Annotated in this window: 16 protein-coding genes; 9 read left to right on the top strand and 7 right to left on the bottom strand. The window is 71.3% G+C overall.

The genetic code is table 11. The features are described from left to right. Positions 1 to 4 precede the first annotated feature (4 nt). Together meaB and P3L51_RS08315 are read left to right on the top strand one after the other, a co-directional pair. Positions 5 to 1,021 (top strand): methylmalonyl Co-A mutase-associated GTPase MeaB, encoded by a 1,017-nt coding sequence (meaB, locus tag P3L51_RS08320; protein WP_354604444.1) that lies wholly within the window; start codon positions 5 to 7, stop codon positions 1,019 to 1,021. Beyond that, on the top strand, positions 1,018 to 2,091 hold the full coding sequence (locus tag P3L51_RS08315) for an enoyl-CoA hydratase/isomerase family protein (protein WP_354604443.1): 1,074 nt from the start codon (positions 1,018 to 1,020) through the stop codon (positions 2,089 to 2,091). The genes meaB and P3L51_RS08315 overlap by 4 nt, the downstream gene beginning before the upstream one ends. 76 nt (positions 2,092 to 2,167) lie before the next feature. Here the strand turns inward: P3L51_RS08315 and P3L51_RS08310 are convergent, their stop codons facing one another. Beyond that, entirely contained in the window at positions 2,168 to 2,917 is a 750-nt protein-coding gene (locus P3L51_RS08310) for a TVP38/TMEM64 family protein (protein WP_354604442.1), read from the bottom strand. A 139-nt stretch (positions 2,918 to 3,056) separates the two neighbouring features. Here P3L51_RS08310 and P3L51_RS08305 point away from each other — a divergent pair, with 139 nt between their 5' ends. The 4 genes from P3L51_RS08305 (at position 3,057) to P3L51_RS08290 (ending at position 6,172) form a co-directional block, all read left to right on the top strand. Further along, positions 3,057 to 3,755 (top strand): DNA alkylation repair protein, encoded by a 699-nt coding sequence (locus P3L51_RS08305; RefSeq protein ID WP_354604441.1) that lies wholly within the window; start codon positions 3,057 to 3,059, stop codon positions 3,753 to 3,755. Between the two features lie 66 nt (positions 3,756 to 3,821). Further along, positions 3,822 to 3,959 (top strand): hypothetical protein, encoded by a 138-nt coding sequence (locus P3L51_RS08300; RefSeq protein WP_354604440.1) that lies wholly within the window; start codon positions 3,822 to 3,824, stop codon positions 3,957 to 3,959. A gap of 97 nt (positions 3,960 to 4,056) precedes the next feature. After that, on the top strand, positions 4,057 to 5,235 hold the full coding sequence (gene tuf, locus P3L51_RS08295) for an elongation factor Tu (RefSeq protein WP_354604439.1): 1,179 nt from the start codon (positions 4,057 to 4,059) through the stop codon (positions 5,233 to 5,235). 91 nt (positions 5,236 to 5,326) lie between these two features. Next, positions 5,327 to 6,172 (top strand): spermidine synthase, encoded by an 846-nt coding sequence (locus tag P3L51_RS08290; RefSeq protein ID WP_354604438.1) that lies wholly within the window; start codon positions 5,327 to 5,329, stop codon positions 6,170 to 6,172. A gap of 74 nt (positions 6,173 to 6,246) precedes the next feature. On the opposite strand, the gene P3L51_RS08285 is transcribed toward P3L51_RS08290, so the two are convergent. Further along, positions 6,247 to 7,314: a DUF8017 domain-containing protein gene (locus tag P3L51_RS08285; RefSeq protein ID WP_354604437.1), complete on the bottom strand. Its 1,068-nt coding sequence runs from the start codon at positions 7,312 to 7,314 to the stop codon at positions 6,247 to 6,249. Between the two features lie 108 nt (positions 7,315 to 7,422). Here P3L51_RS08285 and P3L51_RS08280 point away from each other — a divergent pair, with 108 nt between their 5' ends. Continuing rightward, on the top strand, positions 7,423 to 7,860 hold the full coding sequence (locus P3L51_RS08280; protein WP_354604470.1) for a DUF4442 domain-containing protein: 438 nt from the start codon (positions 7,423 to 7,425) through the stop codon (positions 7,858 to 7,860). A gap of 136 nt (positions 7,861 to 7,996) precedes the next feature. Then, positions 7,997 to 8,662 carry a DedA family protein gene (locus tag P3L51_RS08275; protein WP_354604436.1) on the top strand — a complete coding sequence of 222 codons (666 nt, stop codon included), beginning with the start codon at positions 7,997 to 7,999 and terminating at the stop codon, positions 8,660 to 8,662. Between the two features lie 11 nt (positions 8,663 to 8,673). On the opposite strand, the gene P3L51_RS08270 is transcribed toward P3L51_RS08275, so the two are convergent. Beyond that, positions 8,674 to 9,204 (bottom strand): gamma carbonic anhydrase family protein, encoded by a 531-nt coding sequence (locus P3L51_RS08270; protein ID WP_354604435.1) that lies wholly within the window; start codon positions 9,202 to 9,204, stop codon positions 8,674 to 8,676. A gap of 196 nt (positions 9,205 to 9,400) precedes the next feature. Between P3L51_RS08270 and P3L51_RS08265 the strand changes: the two genes are divergently transcribed. Next, a complete protein-coding gene (locus tag P3L51_RS08265) occupies positions 9,401 to 10,627 on the top strand; it encodes a cytochrome P450 (protein ID WP_354604434.1) in 1,227 nt (408 codons plus the stop codon). Between the two features lie 112 nt (positions 10,628 to 10,739). Here the strand turns inward: P3L51_RS08265 and P3L51_RS08260 are convergent, their stop codons facing one another. The 4 genes from P3L51_RS08260 to P3L51_RS08245 are packed head-to-tail and all read right to left on the bottom strand — an operon-like array spanning position 10,740 to position 13,408. Further along, positions 10,740 to 12,038, bottom strand: a complete 1,299-nt coding sequence (locus tag P3L51_RS08260) for a cytochrome P450 (RefSeq protein ID WP_354604433.1) — start codon at positions 12,036 to 12,038, stop codon at positions 10,740 to 10,742. Beyond that, entirely contained in the window at positions 12,035 to 12,649 is a 615-nt protein-coding gene (locus P3L51_RS08255; protein WP_354604432.1) for a GTP-binding protein, read from the bottom strand. The genes P3L51_RS08260 and P3L51_RS08255 overlap by 4 nt, the downstream gene beginning before the upstream one ends. After that, entirely contained in the window at positions 12,630 to 12,989 is a 360-nt protein-coding gene (locus P3L51_RS08250; RefSeq protein ID WP_354604431.1) for a DUF742 domain-containing protein, read from the bottom strand. Before P3L51_RS08250 ends, P3L51_RS08255 begins: the two co-directional genes overlap by 20 nt. After that, positions 12,986 to 13,408: a roadblock/LC7 domain-containing protein gene (locus P3L51_RS08245; protein WP_354604430.1), complete on the bottom strand. Its 423-nt coding sequence runs from the start codon at positions 13,406 to 13,408 to the stop codon at positions 12,986 to 12,988. Before P3L51_RS08245 ends, P3L51_RS08250 begins: the two co-directional genes overlap by 4 nt. Positions 13,409 to 13,505 lie beyond the last annotated feature (97 nt).

Below are 13,505 nucleotides of genomic sequence, written 5' to 3'. Positions count from 1 at the left end.
GCCGGTGGCCCCTCGGAACACCATCGACATCGACGCGTACGCCAAAGGCGTGCTCGACGGCTCCCGTTCGGCGGTCGCGCGCGCCATCACCCTCGTGGAGTCCACCAGGGCCGACCACCGGGAACTCGCCCAGCGGCTCCTGACCGCGCTTCTGCCGTACACCGGCACGGCGCGCAGGATCGGTATCAGCGGCGTGCCCGGTGTCGGCAAATCCACCTTCATCGACGCCCTCGGGACCCTGCTCACCGGTCTCGGGCACCGGGTCGCCGTCCTCGCCGTCGACCCGTCGTCCAGCAGGACCGGCGGCTCGATCCTCGGCGACAAGACCCGTATGGAGCGCCTGGCCGTCGACCCGGCTGCGTTCGTGCGGCCGTCGCCCACGGCGGGCACGCTGGGCGGCGTCGCCAAGGCGACCCGCGAGACGATCATCGTGATGGAGGCGGCGGGTTACGACGTGGTGCTCGTCGAGACCGTCGGCGTCGGCCAGTCGGAGACAGCCGTCGCGAACATGGTCGACTCCTTCCTGCTGCTGAGTCTCGCCCGCACCGGCGACCAGCTCCAGGGCATCAAGAAGGGCGTGCTGGAGCTGGCGGACCTCATCGCCGTCAACAAGGCCGACGGGCCGCACGAGCGGGACGCGAAGTCCGCCGCGCGTGAACTCGCGGGCGCGCTGCGGCTGATGCACCCGGCCGACGCGGCGTGGACGCCGCCGGTGCTGACGTGCAGCGCGCGTGAGGGGACCGGGCTCGACACCGTCTGGGAGCGGCTGGAGCAGCACCGCAAGGTCCTCGACACGAGTGGACGCCTCCAGCGCAAGCGGAGCGACCAGCAGGTCGACTGGACGTGGTCGATGGTCCGTGACCACCTGCTGGACCGGCTGCGGAGCCATCCGGGCGTACGCAGCCTCGCCCCGGTGCTCGAACAGGAGGTACGGGAGGGCTCGTTGACGGCCACGCTGGCCGCCGAGCGGATCGTCGAGGCACTGGACCTGCCGGCCGGGGCCGAAGGGGGCGGACGATGAAGGACGGCCCTCCTGAGGAGGACGAGACGGTTCTCGTACGGCGCGACGGGCGCGTCGGGCGGCTCACGCTCAACCGGCCGCGCGCGCTCAACGCCCTCACCCACGCCATGGTGTCGCGCATCGACGCCGCCCTCACCGAGTGGGAGCGGGACCCGTCCATCAGGACGGTGGTCCTCGACGGCGCCGGGGAACGCGGGCTGTGCGCGGGCGGCGACATCCGGGCGATCTACGAGGACGCGCGTACGGGCGGCGCCGCGTCGCCCGCGTTCTGGCGCGACGAGTACCGGCTCAACGCCCGCGTCGCGCGCCACCCGGGGCCCTACGTCGCCTTCATGGACGGCATCGTGATGGGCGGCGGCGTGGGCGTCTCGGCGCACGGCGACGTCCGGATCGTCACCGAACGCTCGCGGATCGCCATGCCCGAGACCGGCATCGGCCTCGTGCCGGACGTCGGCGGTACGTATCTGCTCTCCCGGTCGCCCGGCGAACTCGGCACGCATCTCGCCCTCACCGGCGCGGCGGTCGGCGCGGCCGACGCGATGCTCTGCGGACTCGCCGACCACTTCGTCCCCTCCGAACGGCTGCCCGAGCTGGCGGCCCAACTCGCCTCCACGGACGTGCCGGTGGCCGTACGGCGCCATGCGACGGCGCCGCCCGAGGGGGAACTGGCCGCCGACCGGGAGTGGATCGACGCGTGTTACGCGGCGGACTCGGTCGAGGAGATCGTGGACCGGCTGTTCGCCAGTGGGCACCACGCGGCGAAGCAGACGGCGGAGACGATCCTGACGAAGTCGCCCACGGCGCTGAAGGCGACGCTCGCGGCCGTGCGGCGGGCGCGGCGGCAGGGGACGCTGGAGGAGGTGCTGGCCGCGGAGTACCGCGCGTCGTGCGCGGCGCTGCGGACGCCCGATCTGGTGGAGGGCATCAGGGCGCAGGTGATCGACAAGGACCGGACGCCGAGGTGGTCACCGGCGGAGCTGACGGAGGTCACGCCGTCCGACGTGGCCCGCTTCTCGACGATCCCGCCCGGCGGGGACCTGGTGCTGGGCGGGTCGGGCGGACGTTCTTGAGCCCGCCCGGCGATTGAGGACGCTTCCGGCCCGGTGTTCGAGGGATGAGAAGGCCTTATCGAGGACCGGGCCCCGGTCAGCCCACCGGCTCCGGTATCCGGTCCTCCGCGGGGGCCTCGTTCGCCGGGCCCGGGCGCAGCCGGTGGCGTTTGCGCCAGGCCAGCGCCGCCGCCCCCGCGCCCGTCAGCACGATGAAACCCATCGCGATCAGGAACGCCGGCGACGTCGGCGAGCCCGCCTGGCTGCCCGCGACCACGTACGCCGCCGTGTTGGGGATCGTCCCCACGGCCGTCGCCAGCAGGAACGGCGCCCAGCCCATGCGCGACACCGCCGCACAGTAGTTGGCGGCCTGGAACGGCACCCCCGGGAACAGGCGGACCACCATCATCGAACGGAAGCCGTGCCGGCTCAACTGGCCGTCCGCCGCGGTCAGCCAGCGGCCCCGCAGCAGCGGACGCAGCGCGTCCTGACCGAGGAAACGGCCGAGTCCGAAGGCGATCCCCCCGCCCAGCACCGTGCCCGCGATGGCCGCCGGGAGGCCGACCGCCGTCCCGAACAGGGCGCCCGCCGCGAGATTCAGCAGCGGGCGCGGCACGAAGGCCGCCGTGCACACCCCGTAGGCGGCGGCGAACAGCACCACCGCGGCACCGCCGCTCAGCTGCGGCCAGCCGGCCGAGATGAATCTCTGCGGTTCGTAGACCAGCACCGCGATCCCCGCGCACACCAGTACGAGCACGAGGAGAGAGAGCCTGGACCAGGGTGAGAGCAGCACCCTCGTCCAGCGGACCGTGAGGCCGGCGGACGGCCTGTCGACAGGGTCGAGCATTCGGGGAGACTAACCGACGACGAGTGGTGATCGTCGTCAAGGGGCGGGAGACAACCGCCACTCGGGCGTCCGAGCGGCTCCTCCGGGGACGTACGCCGGCCCGCCCGCGTTGTCGGTGGCTGCCCTTAGCCTGCACGTCATGACCCTCGCCCCGCCGCCCAGCGCGCTCGCCGACACCGTCCTGGAACGGCTCACGGTCGATTACGCCACAGCCGCCGATCCGGTACGGGCCGAGCGGTCCGCCGCGTACATGAAGGGCATCGCCCCCTTCCTCGGCGTCCCCACCCCCGAACGCCGCGCGCTGTCACGGCGGGTGCTCCACTCACTGCCGCGCCCCGACGAGACGGACTGCGTGGCGATCGCGCTGCGCTGCTGGGAGCTGCCCGAGCGGGAGTACCGGTACTTCGCGGTCGACTACCTCCGCCGCCATGTCGGGCGCCTCTCCTCCGGTTTCCTCCCCGTCGTACGGCACCTCGTCTCCACGGACCCCTGGTGGGACACGGTCGACCTCCTCGCCGCCCATCTCGCGGGCGGGCTGGTCGCCGCCGACCCCTCCCTGCTGAAGGAGATGGACGTCTGGATCGAGGACGAGAACCTGTGGATCGCGCGCACCGCGCTGCTGCACCAGCTCGCCTACAAGCGGGAGACCGACACCGGGCGGCTGTTCGGCTACTGCCTCCGGCAGTCCGGGCACCCCGACTTCTTCATCCGCAAGGCGATCGGCTGGTGCCTGCGCGAGTACGCCAAGACGGACCCGGCCGCCGTCCAGGACTTCGTGGCGGGAGCCCGCGACCGGCTCTCCCCGCTCTCCGTGCGCGAGGCCCTGAAGCACCTCTGACCGCCGGGGCGCGGGGTGTGAGAAAACCTGTCGACGCCCCGTCGCCCGTCGGACATCATCAAAGGCATGTTCCGGTACGCCTTCCACGCAGCGCAGTCCGCAGTCGCGGACGCGCCGAAGGCTGCCGCATTCCTCGCAGCGCACGCCGAAGCGGTGGCGGCGGAGGCCGCCGCCACGGCGCTCCTCGACGGCGCCCGAAGCTGACCCTTCCCGGATCGTCCGGCGGACCCCACAGGGGGAGGGTCGGCAAGGCCCCGGGGTCCCCACCACGCTTCGAGTTCCTGGAAGGAACACGTCAGCCATGCCCAAGACGGCATACGTGCGCACCAAGCCGCACCTCAACATCGGCACCATGGGCCACGTCGACCACGGCAAGACCACCCTGACCGCGGCCATCACCAAGGTCCTCAGCGAGAGCGGGACCGGCACGTTCGTGCCGTTCGACCGGATCGACCGGGCCCCGGAGGAGGCGGCGCGCGGTATCACCATCAACATCGCGCACGTCGAGTACGAGACGGACACCCGGCACTACGCGCACGTCGACATGCCCGGCCACGCCGACTACATCAAGAACATGGTCACCGGAGCCGCGCAGCTCGACGGGGCGATCCTCGTCGTGTCCGCGCTCGACGGGATCATGCCGCAGACCGCCGAGCACGTACTGCTCGCCCGCCAGGTCGGCGTCGACCACATCGTCGTCGCCCTCAACAAGGCCGACGCCGGCGACGACGAGCTGACCGACCTGGTCGAGCTGGAAGTCCGTGAACTGCTCAGCGCGCACGGGTACGGCGGGGAGAGCGTTCCCGTCGTCCGGGTCTCCGGGCTCCGGGCGCTGGAGGGCGACCCGCGCTGGACGGAGGCCGTGCGGGCGCTGCTCGACGCGGTCGACACCTACGTGCCGATCCCCGTCAGGTACACCGACGCGCCGTTCCTGCTCCCGGTGGAGAACGTCCTGACCATCACCGGGCGCGGCACGGTCGTCACCGGCGCCGTCGAGCGCGGCACCGTGCGCGTGGGCGACCGGATCGAGGTGCTCGGTGCCGACTCCGGGCCGCAGCTCAGCACGGTCACCTCGCTGGAGACCTTCGGGAAGCCGATGGAGTCCGCCGAGGCCGGCGACAACGTCGCCCTGCTGCTGCGCGGCATGCCACGCGACGCGATCCGCCGGGGCCATGTGGTGGCCGCGCCGGACAGTGTCGTACCGAGCAGGCGCTTCACCGCGCGGGTGTACGTCCTGTCGGCGAAGGAAGGCGGGCGTACGACGCCGGTCACCACGGGATACCGGCCGCAGTTCTACATCCGGACGGCGGACGTGGTCGGCGACATCGACCTCGGCGAGCTGGCCGTGGCGCGTCCCGGTGACACGGTCACCCTGACCGTGGAGCTGGGCAGGGACGTGCCGCTGGAGTCCGGGCTCGGCTTCGCGATCCGCGAGGGCGGACGCACGGTCGGCGCGGGCACGGTGACCGAGCTGATCTGACGCGGCCGGATCCGGCCGGGCCCGTCTCCTCCCTTCCCGGGGGGGACGGGCCCCGGTCGGGCCCGCACGGCACGGCGCGCACAATGAGACGGTGAACGAAGCGATCCCCGTCATCCGGACCGTCGACCGCGGCACCGCCCGTCTGCTGCCCGACGTGGACCGCGAACGGGCCTGGCTGCTGACGGTCGACGGCGCACCCCAGTCGTACGTCGACCTGGACGAACCGACCCATCTCGAATTCGAGTACACCCGGCGCCTCGGGCACGTCGTCGACCGCGCCGCCGACGAGGGCGACCCGCTCACCGTGCTCCACCTCGGCGGCGGGGCCCTCACCCTGCCCCGCTACGTGAGCGCCACCCGGCCGGGGTCGGCACAGGACGTGGTCGACGCCGACGGGGCGCTGCTCGCGCTGGTCGCCGAGGAGTTGCCGCTCCCGGCGGGCGCCGGGATCGCCGTGCACGGCGCGGACGCCCGGGCCTGGCTCGCCTCCGCGCCGGCCCGCTCGGTCGATCTGCTCATCGCCGACGTCTTCGGCGGCTCGCGGGTGCCCGCCCATCTGACATCCGTGGAGTACGCGCGCCTCGCCGAGCGCGTGGTGCGGACCGACGGCCTCTACGCGGCCAACCTCGCCGACGGCGCGCCCTTCACCTTCCTCAAGTCCCAACTGGCCACCTTTGCCTCGGTGTTCGAGGAGCTGGCGCTGATCGCCGAGCCGTCGGTGCTGCGCGGACGCCGGTTCGGCAACGCCGTACTCCTCGCCTCGCACGCGCCGATCGACACGGCGGCCCTGGCGCGCCGGACCGCTTCCGACGCCTTTCCGGCGCGGGTCGAACACGGGGCGTCGCTACGGCGGTTCACCGGTGCCGCGCCGGTCGTGCGCGACGCCGGCGCGGTGGCGTCGCCCGAGCCGCCCGAGGGGGCGTTCGGCATCGGCTGAGCCCCCGCGTGGAGGTGGTCCGCGGGGGCTCGGCCGTACACCGGTCAGGACGCCGGACGGGACTCAGGTCCGGATTACTGGGCCAGCCGGACGGTGCTCATGATCTTCATCAGCGTGGCGTCCGGGATCTCGTCGTCCACGCCCTTGGCGCCGTACACGACCCATGTCGTGTAGTCACCCTTGGCGTTGGTGAAGGTGAAGGCGATCGACTTGCCGTCGCTGTCGCACTTCTCCTTCTTGGGAAGGCCCGTGCTCGCGGCCGTCGAGTAGTGCCCCTTGAGTCCGGCCTCCGTCGTGAAGGCCTTGGACTTCTCGACCTTGATCGCCGCCTGCTGCTGCGCCTCGGTGGCTTCCTGGGCGTACGCGGCCCAGACCCAGCTGCCGGACTCGTTGCTGGCGGCGGTCGCGGTGTCCTTGGCGCCCTGGCCGCCCTTGGTGCCCGTGCCGCCGAGGCTGACGGTCTCCATCGTGCCGTCCTTGTCGGTGTCCTGCTCGCACCAGTTCTCCTTGAGGAAGGCGGGTGCGGAGAAGCTGATGGCGGGCGAGCCGTCACCCTTCTCGGCGTCCTCGAAGCCCGAGAACGTGTCGGGCTTCTCGACGACCCAGTCGGCGGGGACGTCGAACTGGGTCCCGTGATTGGGGTTGGTCACGACCTTCCAGCCCGCGACGGTCGGCTTGCCGGCGCCCGAACCGTCGCGCGGGTTGTCCTCCGGCGACGGCTTCGTCTTCGGCTCCTTCGACTCGGACGCCTTGGAGTCGTCGGCGACGTTCTCGCTCCCGCCGTCGCCCTGCATCACGAAGAAGCCCGTGGCGGCTGCTGCCACGACGACCGCCGAGGCCGCGATGATCGCGACCGTCCTCGTGCGCTTCTTGTCCTGCGAGGGATCGGGACCACCGGGTCCGCCCGGCTGCCCGGGCCCCGGGACCGCGTACTGCGGTCTGGTCGGCTGCTGGTACGGGTTGGGCTGCTGCTGTCCCGGCTGCTGCGGGTAGCCGGGCTGCTGCTGCGGATAACCCGGCTGCTGCTGGTACCCCGGCTGCTGGTAGGGATTCGGCTGCTGGTACCCCGGCTGCTGGTACGGGTTGGAATTCGGATCCTGCGGGTTCTGCTCGCCCCCGGGCGGCTGCTGTCCTGGCCACATGGCGAGTAACGATAGAGGGGGTGTCCACGCACTGCTACGGCCGCCCTGTCGCAGGATGGCAACTGAGGCTACTCGTGGGTAATGTCGCGCCGTATGAACTCTGATCAGATGACCGTCGGCGAGATGCTCGCCGCCACCGTTCCCATGGCGAGGACCCTCCACATGGAGTTCCTCGAAACCACCGCCGAACGCGCTGTCGTACGGCTTCCGGACCAGGCCGACTTCCACAACCACATGGGGGGCCCGCACGCCGGCGCGATGTTCACGCTCGGGGACACCGTCAGCGGCGCCATCGTGCTCGCCGCCTTCGGCGACCAGCTCTCCCGCGCCGTCCCGCTCGTTGTCAAGGCGGAAATAGGCTACAAAAAGCTCGCCATGGGCGACATCACGGCGACCGCCACCGTGGGCCGCCCGGTGGCCGAGGTCGTCGCCGAACTCGACGAGGGCGGTCGCCCCGAGTTCCCCGTCGCCGTCGTCTTCAACCGCGAGGACGGTGCCGTCACCGGCGAGATGACCATCGTCTGGACGCTGCGCCTCAACACCTGACCCGGCCGCCGCCGCCGACGGCCGGGGCCGGGCCGGCCGCGGTCATCGGGAAGTGCCACGCCCAGGTAGGCTGCCCGGCGTGCGCCTGGAAGGCGCACGCCGGGCAGCGGCACATCCGACACAGGAGGAACCGGTCTTGCACGTCCAGGAGTGGCTGGAGACCGTACCGGCGATCAGCGTCTATGTGCTGGTCGGCGTGGTGATCGGGCTCGAAAGCCTCGGTATCCCGCTGCCGGGTGAGATCGTCCTCGTCAGCTCGGCGCTACTGGCCTCGCAGCACGGTGACATCAACCCGTACGTCCTCGGGGCGTCCGCCACCGCCGGCGCGATCATCGGCGACTCGATCGGCTACGCCATCGGCCGCAGGGGCGGCAGACCACTGCTCGGGTGGCTCGCGGGCAAGTTCCCGAAGCACTTCGGCGAGGCACAGATCGCCATGGCCGAGCGGTCGTTCCAGAAGTGGGGCATGTGGGCGGTCTTCTTCGGCCGTTTCGTCGCACTGCTGCGGATCTTCGCCGGGCCGCTCGCGGGCGTGCTGCGGATGCCGTACTGGAAGTTCCTCATCGCCAACGTACTGGGCGGAATCGTCTGGGCCGGGGGGACGACCGCCGTCGTCTACTCGGTGGGTGTCGTCGCCGAGGCGTGGCTGAAGCGCTTCTCCTGGCTGGGCCTCGTCCTCGCGGTACTGATCGGCGTCACCTCGATGCTCGTCATCAGGAACCGGGCGAAGAAGGCCACGACGTCGGCCGAGGCGGAGCCGGCGGCCAAGGGCGGGCCGGAGCCCGTACCCGCGACCGACTGACGGCCCCGGCGTCAGCCCTCGTGCACGGCCCGGTGGCGTGCGGCCAGCTCCAGATAGACCGCCGCGTTGAGCTTGATGCCCTCGCGCTCCTCCTCGGTCAGCTCCCGCTTGACCCTGGCCGGCACCCCGGCGACCAGTGAGCCCGGCGGCACGCGCATGCCCTGCGGCACCAGCGCCTGGGCCGCGACGAGTGAACCGGCGCCGATGTGCGCCCCATTGAGCACGGCGGCACTCATCCCGACCAGCACGTCGTCCTCCACGGTGCAGCCGTGCAGCACCGCGTTGTGCCCCACCGATACGCGCTCGCCGATCGTGACGGGGGAGCCCGGGTCGACGTGCACGGTGCAGTTGTCCTGGATGTTGCTGTCGGCCCCGATGACGATCGGGCCGCCGTCGGCCCGCAGCACCGTGTGGTACCAGACGCTCGAACCGGCGGCCATGGTGACCTCGCCCAGTACCACCGACGTCGGTGCCACGAACGCCGTCGGATCGATCACGGGCTCGCCGCCACCCACACCCGCGATCAGTGCCCGCTGTGTCATGCCGTCTCCTCCGGTGCGGCCCCGTGCCGCGTGCCCCGTGCCGTGTGCGCCGTGCCGTGTGCGCGTACCGGAACCGTAAGCGACGGGCCCACCCGCTCCGGCACCAGGTCGGCCAGGACACGTCTGGCTGAACCGACGGCCGGTCAATAGCCTTGGGCGAGTCGAATGTTGCCGTCGCTTCGACCGAGGGAGCTCCATGGCCACCGCACAGCAGGTCCCCGACATCCTGTCGCCCGAGTTCGCCGAGAATCCGTACCCGGCCTACCGCCTGATGCGCGAGAGCGCGCCGCTCATCTGGCACGAGGCCACCAACAGCTACCTCATCTCGCGCTACGAGGACGTGGAACGGGCGTTCAAGGACAAGGCGTCGGCGTTCACCACCGAGAACTACCACTGGCAGATCGAGCCCGTGCACGGGAAGACGATCCTCCAACTGAGCGGCCGTGAGCACGCCGTACGCCGTGCGCTCGTCGCACCCGCCTTCCGGGGCAGCGACCTGGAGGAGAAATTCCTGCCGGTCATCGAGAGCAACGCCCGCGAACTCGTCGACGCCTTCCGGCACACCGGGAAGGCCGACCTGGTGGATGCCTTCGCGACCCGCTTCCCCGTCAACGTCATCGCCGAGATGCTGGGGCTGGACCGGGCCGACCACGCCCGCTTCCACGGCTGGTACACCACCGTCATCGCCTTCCTCGGGAATCTCTCCGCCGACCCCGAGGTGACCGCCGCTGGCGAACGGACCCGGATCGAGTTCGCCGAGTACATGGTCCCGGTCATCCGGGCCCGCCGGGAGAATCCGGGCGACGACCTGCTCTCGACGCTCTGCGCCGCCGAGGTCGACGGGGTGCGGATGAGCGACGAGGACATCAAGGCGTTCTGCAGCCTGCTGCTCGCGGCGGGCGGCGAGACCACCGACAAGGCCATCGCCTCGATCTTCGCGAATCTGCTGACGCACCCGGACCAGCTCGCCGCGGTGCGGGAGGACCGGAGCCTGATAGACCGGGCGTTCGCCGAGACCCTGCGGTTCACGCCGCCGGTGCACATGATCATGCGGCAGACCGCCGAGGAGGTCACGCTCAGCGGTGGCACCGTACCCTCGGGCGCCACCGTCACCTGCCTCATAGGCGCCGCCAACCGGGACGGTGACCGCTTCGCCGAGCCGGACACCTTCGACCTCTTCCGGGAGGACCTGACGACGACCACCGCGTTCTCCGCCGCCGCGGACCACTTGGCGTTCGCGCTCGGGCGGCACTTCTGCGTGGGCGCGCTGCTGGCCAGGGCGGAGGTGCGGATCGGGGTGGGACAACTGCTCGACGCCATGCCCGATCTGCGGCTGGCGGAGGGGTTCGACCCGGTCGAGCAGGGGGTGTTCACGCGCGGTCCGCGGTCGCTGCCGGTGACATTCACACCGGTCGCGAGCTGACGGGTCCGGGGCGGGATCGCCGTACGGGGTCAGGAGAGCCCGTACGGCGATCGAGGACGGCACCGGGGGCTCACGCTCACCCCACCACCGGGGTCGACCCCACCACCAGGGTTCACCCCACCACCGGGGTGAACTCCACCGGGAGCGCCGTCAGGCCCCGCATCCAGATCGACGGCCGCCACGTCAACTCGCCCGGCTCCACGGCCAGTACGACATCCGGCAGCCGCTCCAGCAGCGACTCCACCGCCGTACGGGCGATCACGTCGGCCAGCAGCGGCGCCGGATACGGACACCGGTGCTCGCCGTTGCTGAACGACAGATGCGCCGAGTTCTCCGCGCCGATATGACCCTCGGGCCAGATCTGCGGATCGGTGTTGGCCGCCGCGAGCCCCAGGACCAGACAGTCACCGGCCCGGATGTGCCGCCCGCCCAGCTGCGTGTCGCGCACCGCCCACCGGCCGATGAAGTTCTGCGTCGGAGTGTCCAGCCACAGCACCTCGTTGAGCGCCTGCCCGACACTCAGCCGCCCGCCCGACACATTGAGCGCGAACCGGTCGTCGGTCAGCAGCAGACGCAGTGTGTTGCAGATCCAGTTGGCCGTCGGCTGCTGCGCCGCGGCGATGACGGAGATCAGGTCCTGGACGATCTCCTCGTCCGCCAGCCCCGCCGGATGACCGACCATCCGCGAGGTGACGTCGGAGCCGGGCCGGGCGCGCTTGTCCTGCACCAACTGCTGGACGCGCTCCTGCACCCGGAGATACGCCGACACCGGGTCGTCGCCCTCGCCCGCGTCCAGCGACACCCGCAGATCGTGTACGAGCTCCTCGGTGTCGGCGCCACCGGCCGGCATGCCGCACATCTGGACTGCGGCCCGCATCGGCAGCGCGTGGGCGTACGACGCCATCAGCTCGGCGTGCCCCGCGCCCGCGAACGCGTCGATCAGCTGCTCGGCGATCTGATGGCAGTCATGGGCCAGTTCGAACTGGTCGACCGCCTCCAGCGCCCGGGTGATGACACCGGCCCGCCGCTGGTGCTCGGCGCCCTCGGTGAACAGTACGGACGGCTGATGGCCGACGTACGGCAGCAGCGGCCAGTCGGCGGGGATCGCCGCCCACTGGTTCCAGCGGCGGGAGTCCCTGGCGAACAGTTCGTCGTGGCTGGTGACATAGCCGACCTCGGAGTAGCCGAGCACCAGCCACGCGGGGATCCCGCCGTCCAGCAGGACGGGGGCGACGGTGCCGTGCTCGCGGCGCAGGCTGCGGTAGAGCTGCGACGGCGTCTGCTGGAACTCCAGTCCGCTCAGCGGCACCGAGTCGGGGTGCGCGGCCGGGCAGCCGGGCGGCGGCTGGGCCCCGGGGAGCGCGCCCGGGGCGTCGAGGGCTTCGGGGTAGGGGGCGTGTGGATCGGTCATGGCGTCAACTCCCGTGCCATCGCCAGTTCGTACAGGTGGTCCACGAGGGCGATCAGGACGTTCTTGCCGGACGAGCGGACCCGCGCGTCGCAGTTGATCAGCGGGATGTGCTCGGGCAGCGACAGCGCCTGGCGGATCTCGTCGAGCGAGAACGCCGAGATGTCGTCGTCGAACCGGTTGACCGCGACCACGAACGGCGTCCTGTGATGTTCCAGCCGGTCGATGGCGTACCAGGACTCGCTCATCCGCCGGATGTCGACCAGCACGACCGCGCCCAGCGTGCCGGAGAAGAGGCGGTCCCACAGGAACCAGAACCGCTCCTGGCCCGGCGCGCCGAACAGATAGAGCACCACCCGGTCGGTGAGGCTGATCCGGCCGAAGTCGAAGGCGACCGTCGTCGTGGTCTTCGTGGTGAGCCCGGCGGTCTCGTCGACACCCACGCCGGCCTGCGTCATCACCTCCTCGGTGTTGAGCGGACGGATCTCGCTCACCGAGCGGACGAGGGTCGTCTTGCCGACCCCGAAGCCGCCCACGATCACGATCTTCAGTCCGGTCTCGGCGGCGTCGGTCAGTGGAACGCGGGCGGGCAGTTCAGAGGTTGCGGAGTCCATGGAGCACCTCCTTCAAGAGGGCGGAGTCGGGCAGGGCGGAGACGGACCGCGCCACGCGCGGGTGGCGGGCGGTGATCCGGCCCGTCGCCCGGAGGTCGCCGAGCAGGATCCGTACGACCGTCACCGGCAGTCTCAGCTCCGCCGAGATCTCCACGACCGCCGTCGGGTGGCGGCACAGTTCGAGGATCGTGTGGTGTTCCGACTGCATCCCCCGGGTCGGCGCGCACTCGCTGACGATCAGTGTGACCAGGTCGAACGCGTCGTGGTCGGCGCGACTGCGGCCACCGGTGACGGTGTACAGCCGGTCGGGACGGCCGGTGTCGACGGGTCGGCGGGTCATGACGTGGCGACTTCGGGGGACGCCGGGGCCCGGGGCTCGGCGCGCAGATGCTCGCCGATCTGGTCGACCAGCTCGGTCATCTGATGGCCCACGACGCCGGGATCGGCGCCGTCCTCGGCCACCACCGCGAGATGCGCGCCGTCGCCGGCCTCGATGATGAAGAGCAGGCCGCCGTGGAACTCCGTCATCGAGTGGCGTACGCCCCCCGTGCCGTTGCCGAACTCGACGGACGCGCCCTGCGCGAGCGCCTGGATGCCGGAGCAGATCGCCGCCAGCTGGTCGGCCTGGTCGAGCGTCAGATGCCGGCTCCAGCAGAGTTTGAGTCCGTCGCGGGACAGCACCAGGGCGTGCCGGGTGCCGGGGGTGCGCTCCAGCAGGCTCTCAAGGAGCCAGGTCAGGCTGTTGTCGGTCGTTGGCATGGAATGCATGGGTTGCGTGGGGCGGGATCGACCGGGGGGAAGCCGATCACCGGCCCGTGCCTCCAATCTCACGGTGCTCGCGTTGCTCACGTTCGCT

Origin of the sequence: Streptomyces panacea, from assembly GCF_040560175.1 — a bacterium.
In the GTDB taxonomy this organism is placed as follows: domain Bacteria; phylum Actinomycetota; class Actinomycetes; order Streptomycetales; family Streptomycetaceae; genus Streptomyces; species Streptomyces panacea.
Note: the sequence above shows the minus strand (reverse complement) of the source record. Positions and strands in the feature narration are given on the sequence as shown.

Coding starts and splice junctions, on each gene's coding strand:
- P3L51_RS08300 (WP_354604440.1), top strand. CDS start 3,822: ATGTTCCGGTACGCCTTCCACGCAGCGCAGTCCGCAGTCGCGGACGCG.
- P3L51_RS08255 (WP_354604432.1), bottom strand. CDS start 12,649: ATGGACTCCGCAACCTCTGAACTGCCCGCCCGCGTTCCACTGACCGAC.
- P3L51_RS08270 (WP_354604435.1), bottom strand. CDS start 9,204: ATGACACAGCGGGCACTGATCGCGGGTGTGGGTGGCGGCGAGCCCGTG.
- P3L51_RS08280 (WP_354604470.1), top strand. CDS start 7,423: ATGACCGTCGGCGAGATGCTCGCCGCCACCGTTCCCATGGCGAGGACC.
- tuf (WP_354604439.1), top strand. CDS start 4,057: ATGCCCAAGACGGCATACGTGCGCACCAAGCCGCACCTCAACATCGGC.
- P3L51_RS08265 (WP_354604434.1), top strand. CDS start 9,401: ATGGCCACCGCACAGCAGGTCCCCGACATCCTGTCGCCCGAGTTCGCC.
- P3L51_RS08285 (WP_354604437.1), bottom strand. CDS start 7,314: ATGTGGCCAGGACAGCAGCCGCCCGGGGGCGAGCAGAACCCGCAGGAT.
- P3L51_RS08260 (WP_354604433.1), bottom strand. CDS start 12,038: ATGACCGATCCACACGCCCCCTACCCCGAAGCCCTCGACGCCCCGGGC.
- P3L51_RS08250 (WP_354604431.1), bottom strand. CDS start 12,989: ATGACCCGCCGACCCGTCGACACCGGCCGTCCCGACCGGCTGTACACC.
- P3L51_RS08245 (WP_354604430.1), bottom strand. CDS start 13,408: ATGCCAACGACCGACAACAGCCTGACCTGGCTCCTTGAGAGCCTGCTG.
- P3L51_RS08305 (WP_354604441.1), top strand. CDS start 3,057: ATGACCCTCGCCCCGCCGCCCAGCGCGCTCGCCGACACCGTCCTGGAA.
- P3L51_RS08310 (WP_354604442.1), bottom strand. CDS start 2,917: ATGCTCGACCCTGTCGACAGGCCGTCCGCCGGCCTCACGGTCCGCTGG.
- P3L51_RS08315 (WP_354604443.1), top strand. CDS start 1,018: ATGAAGGACGGCCCTCCTGAGGAGGACGAGACGGTTCTCGTACGGCGC.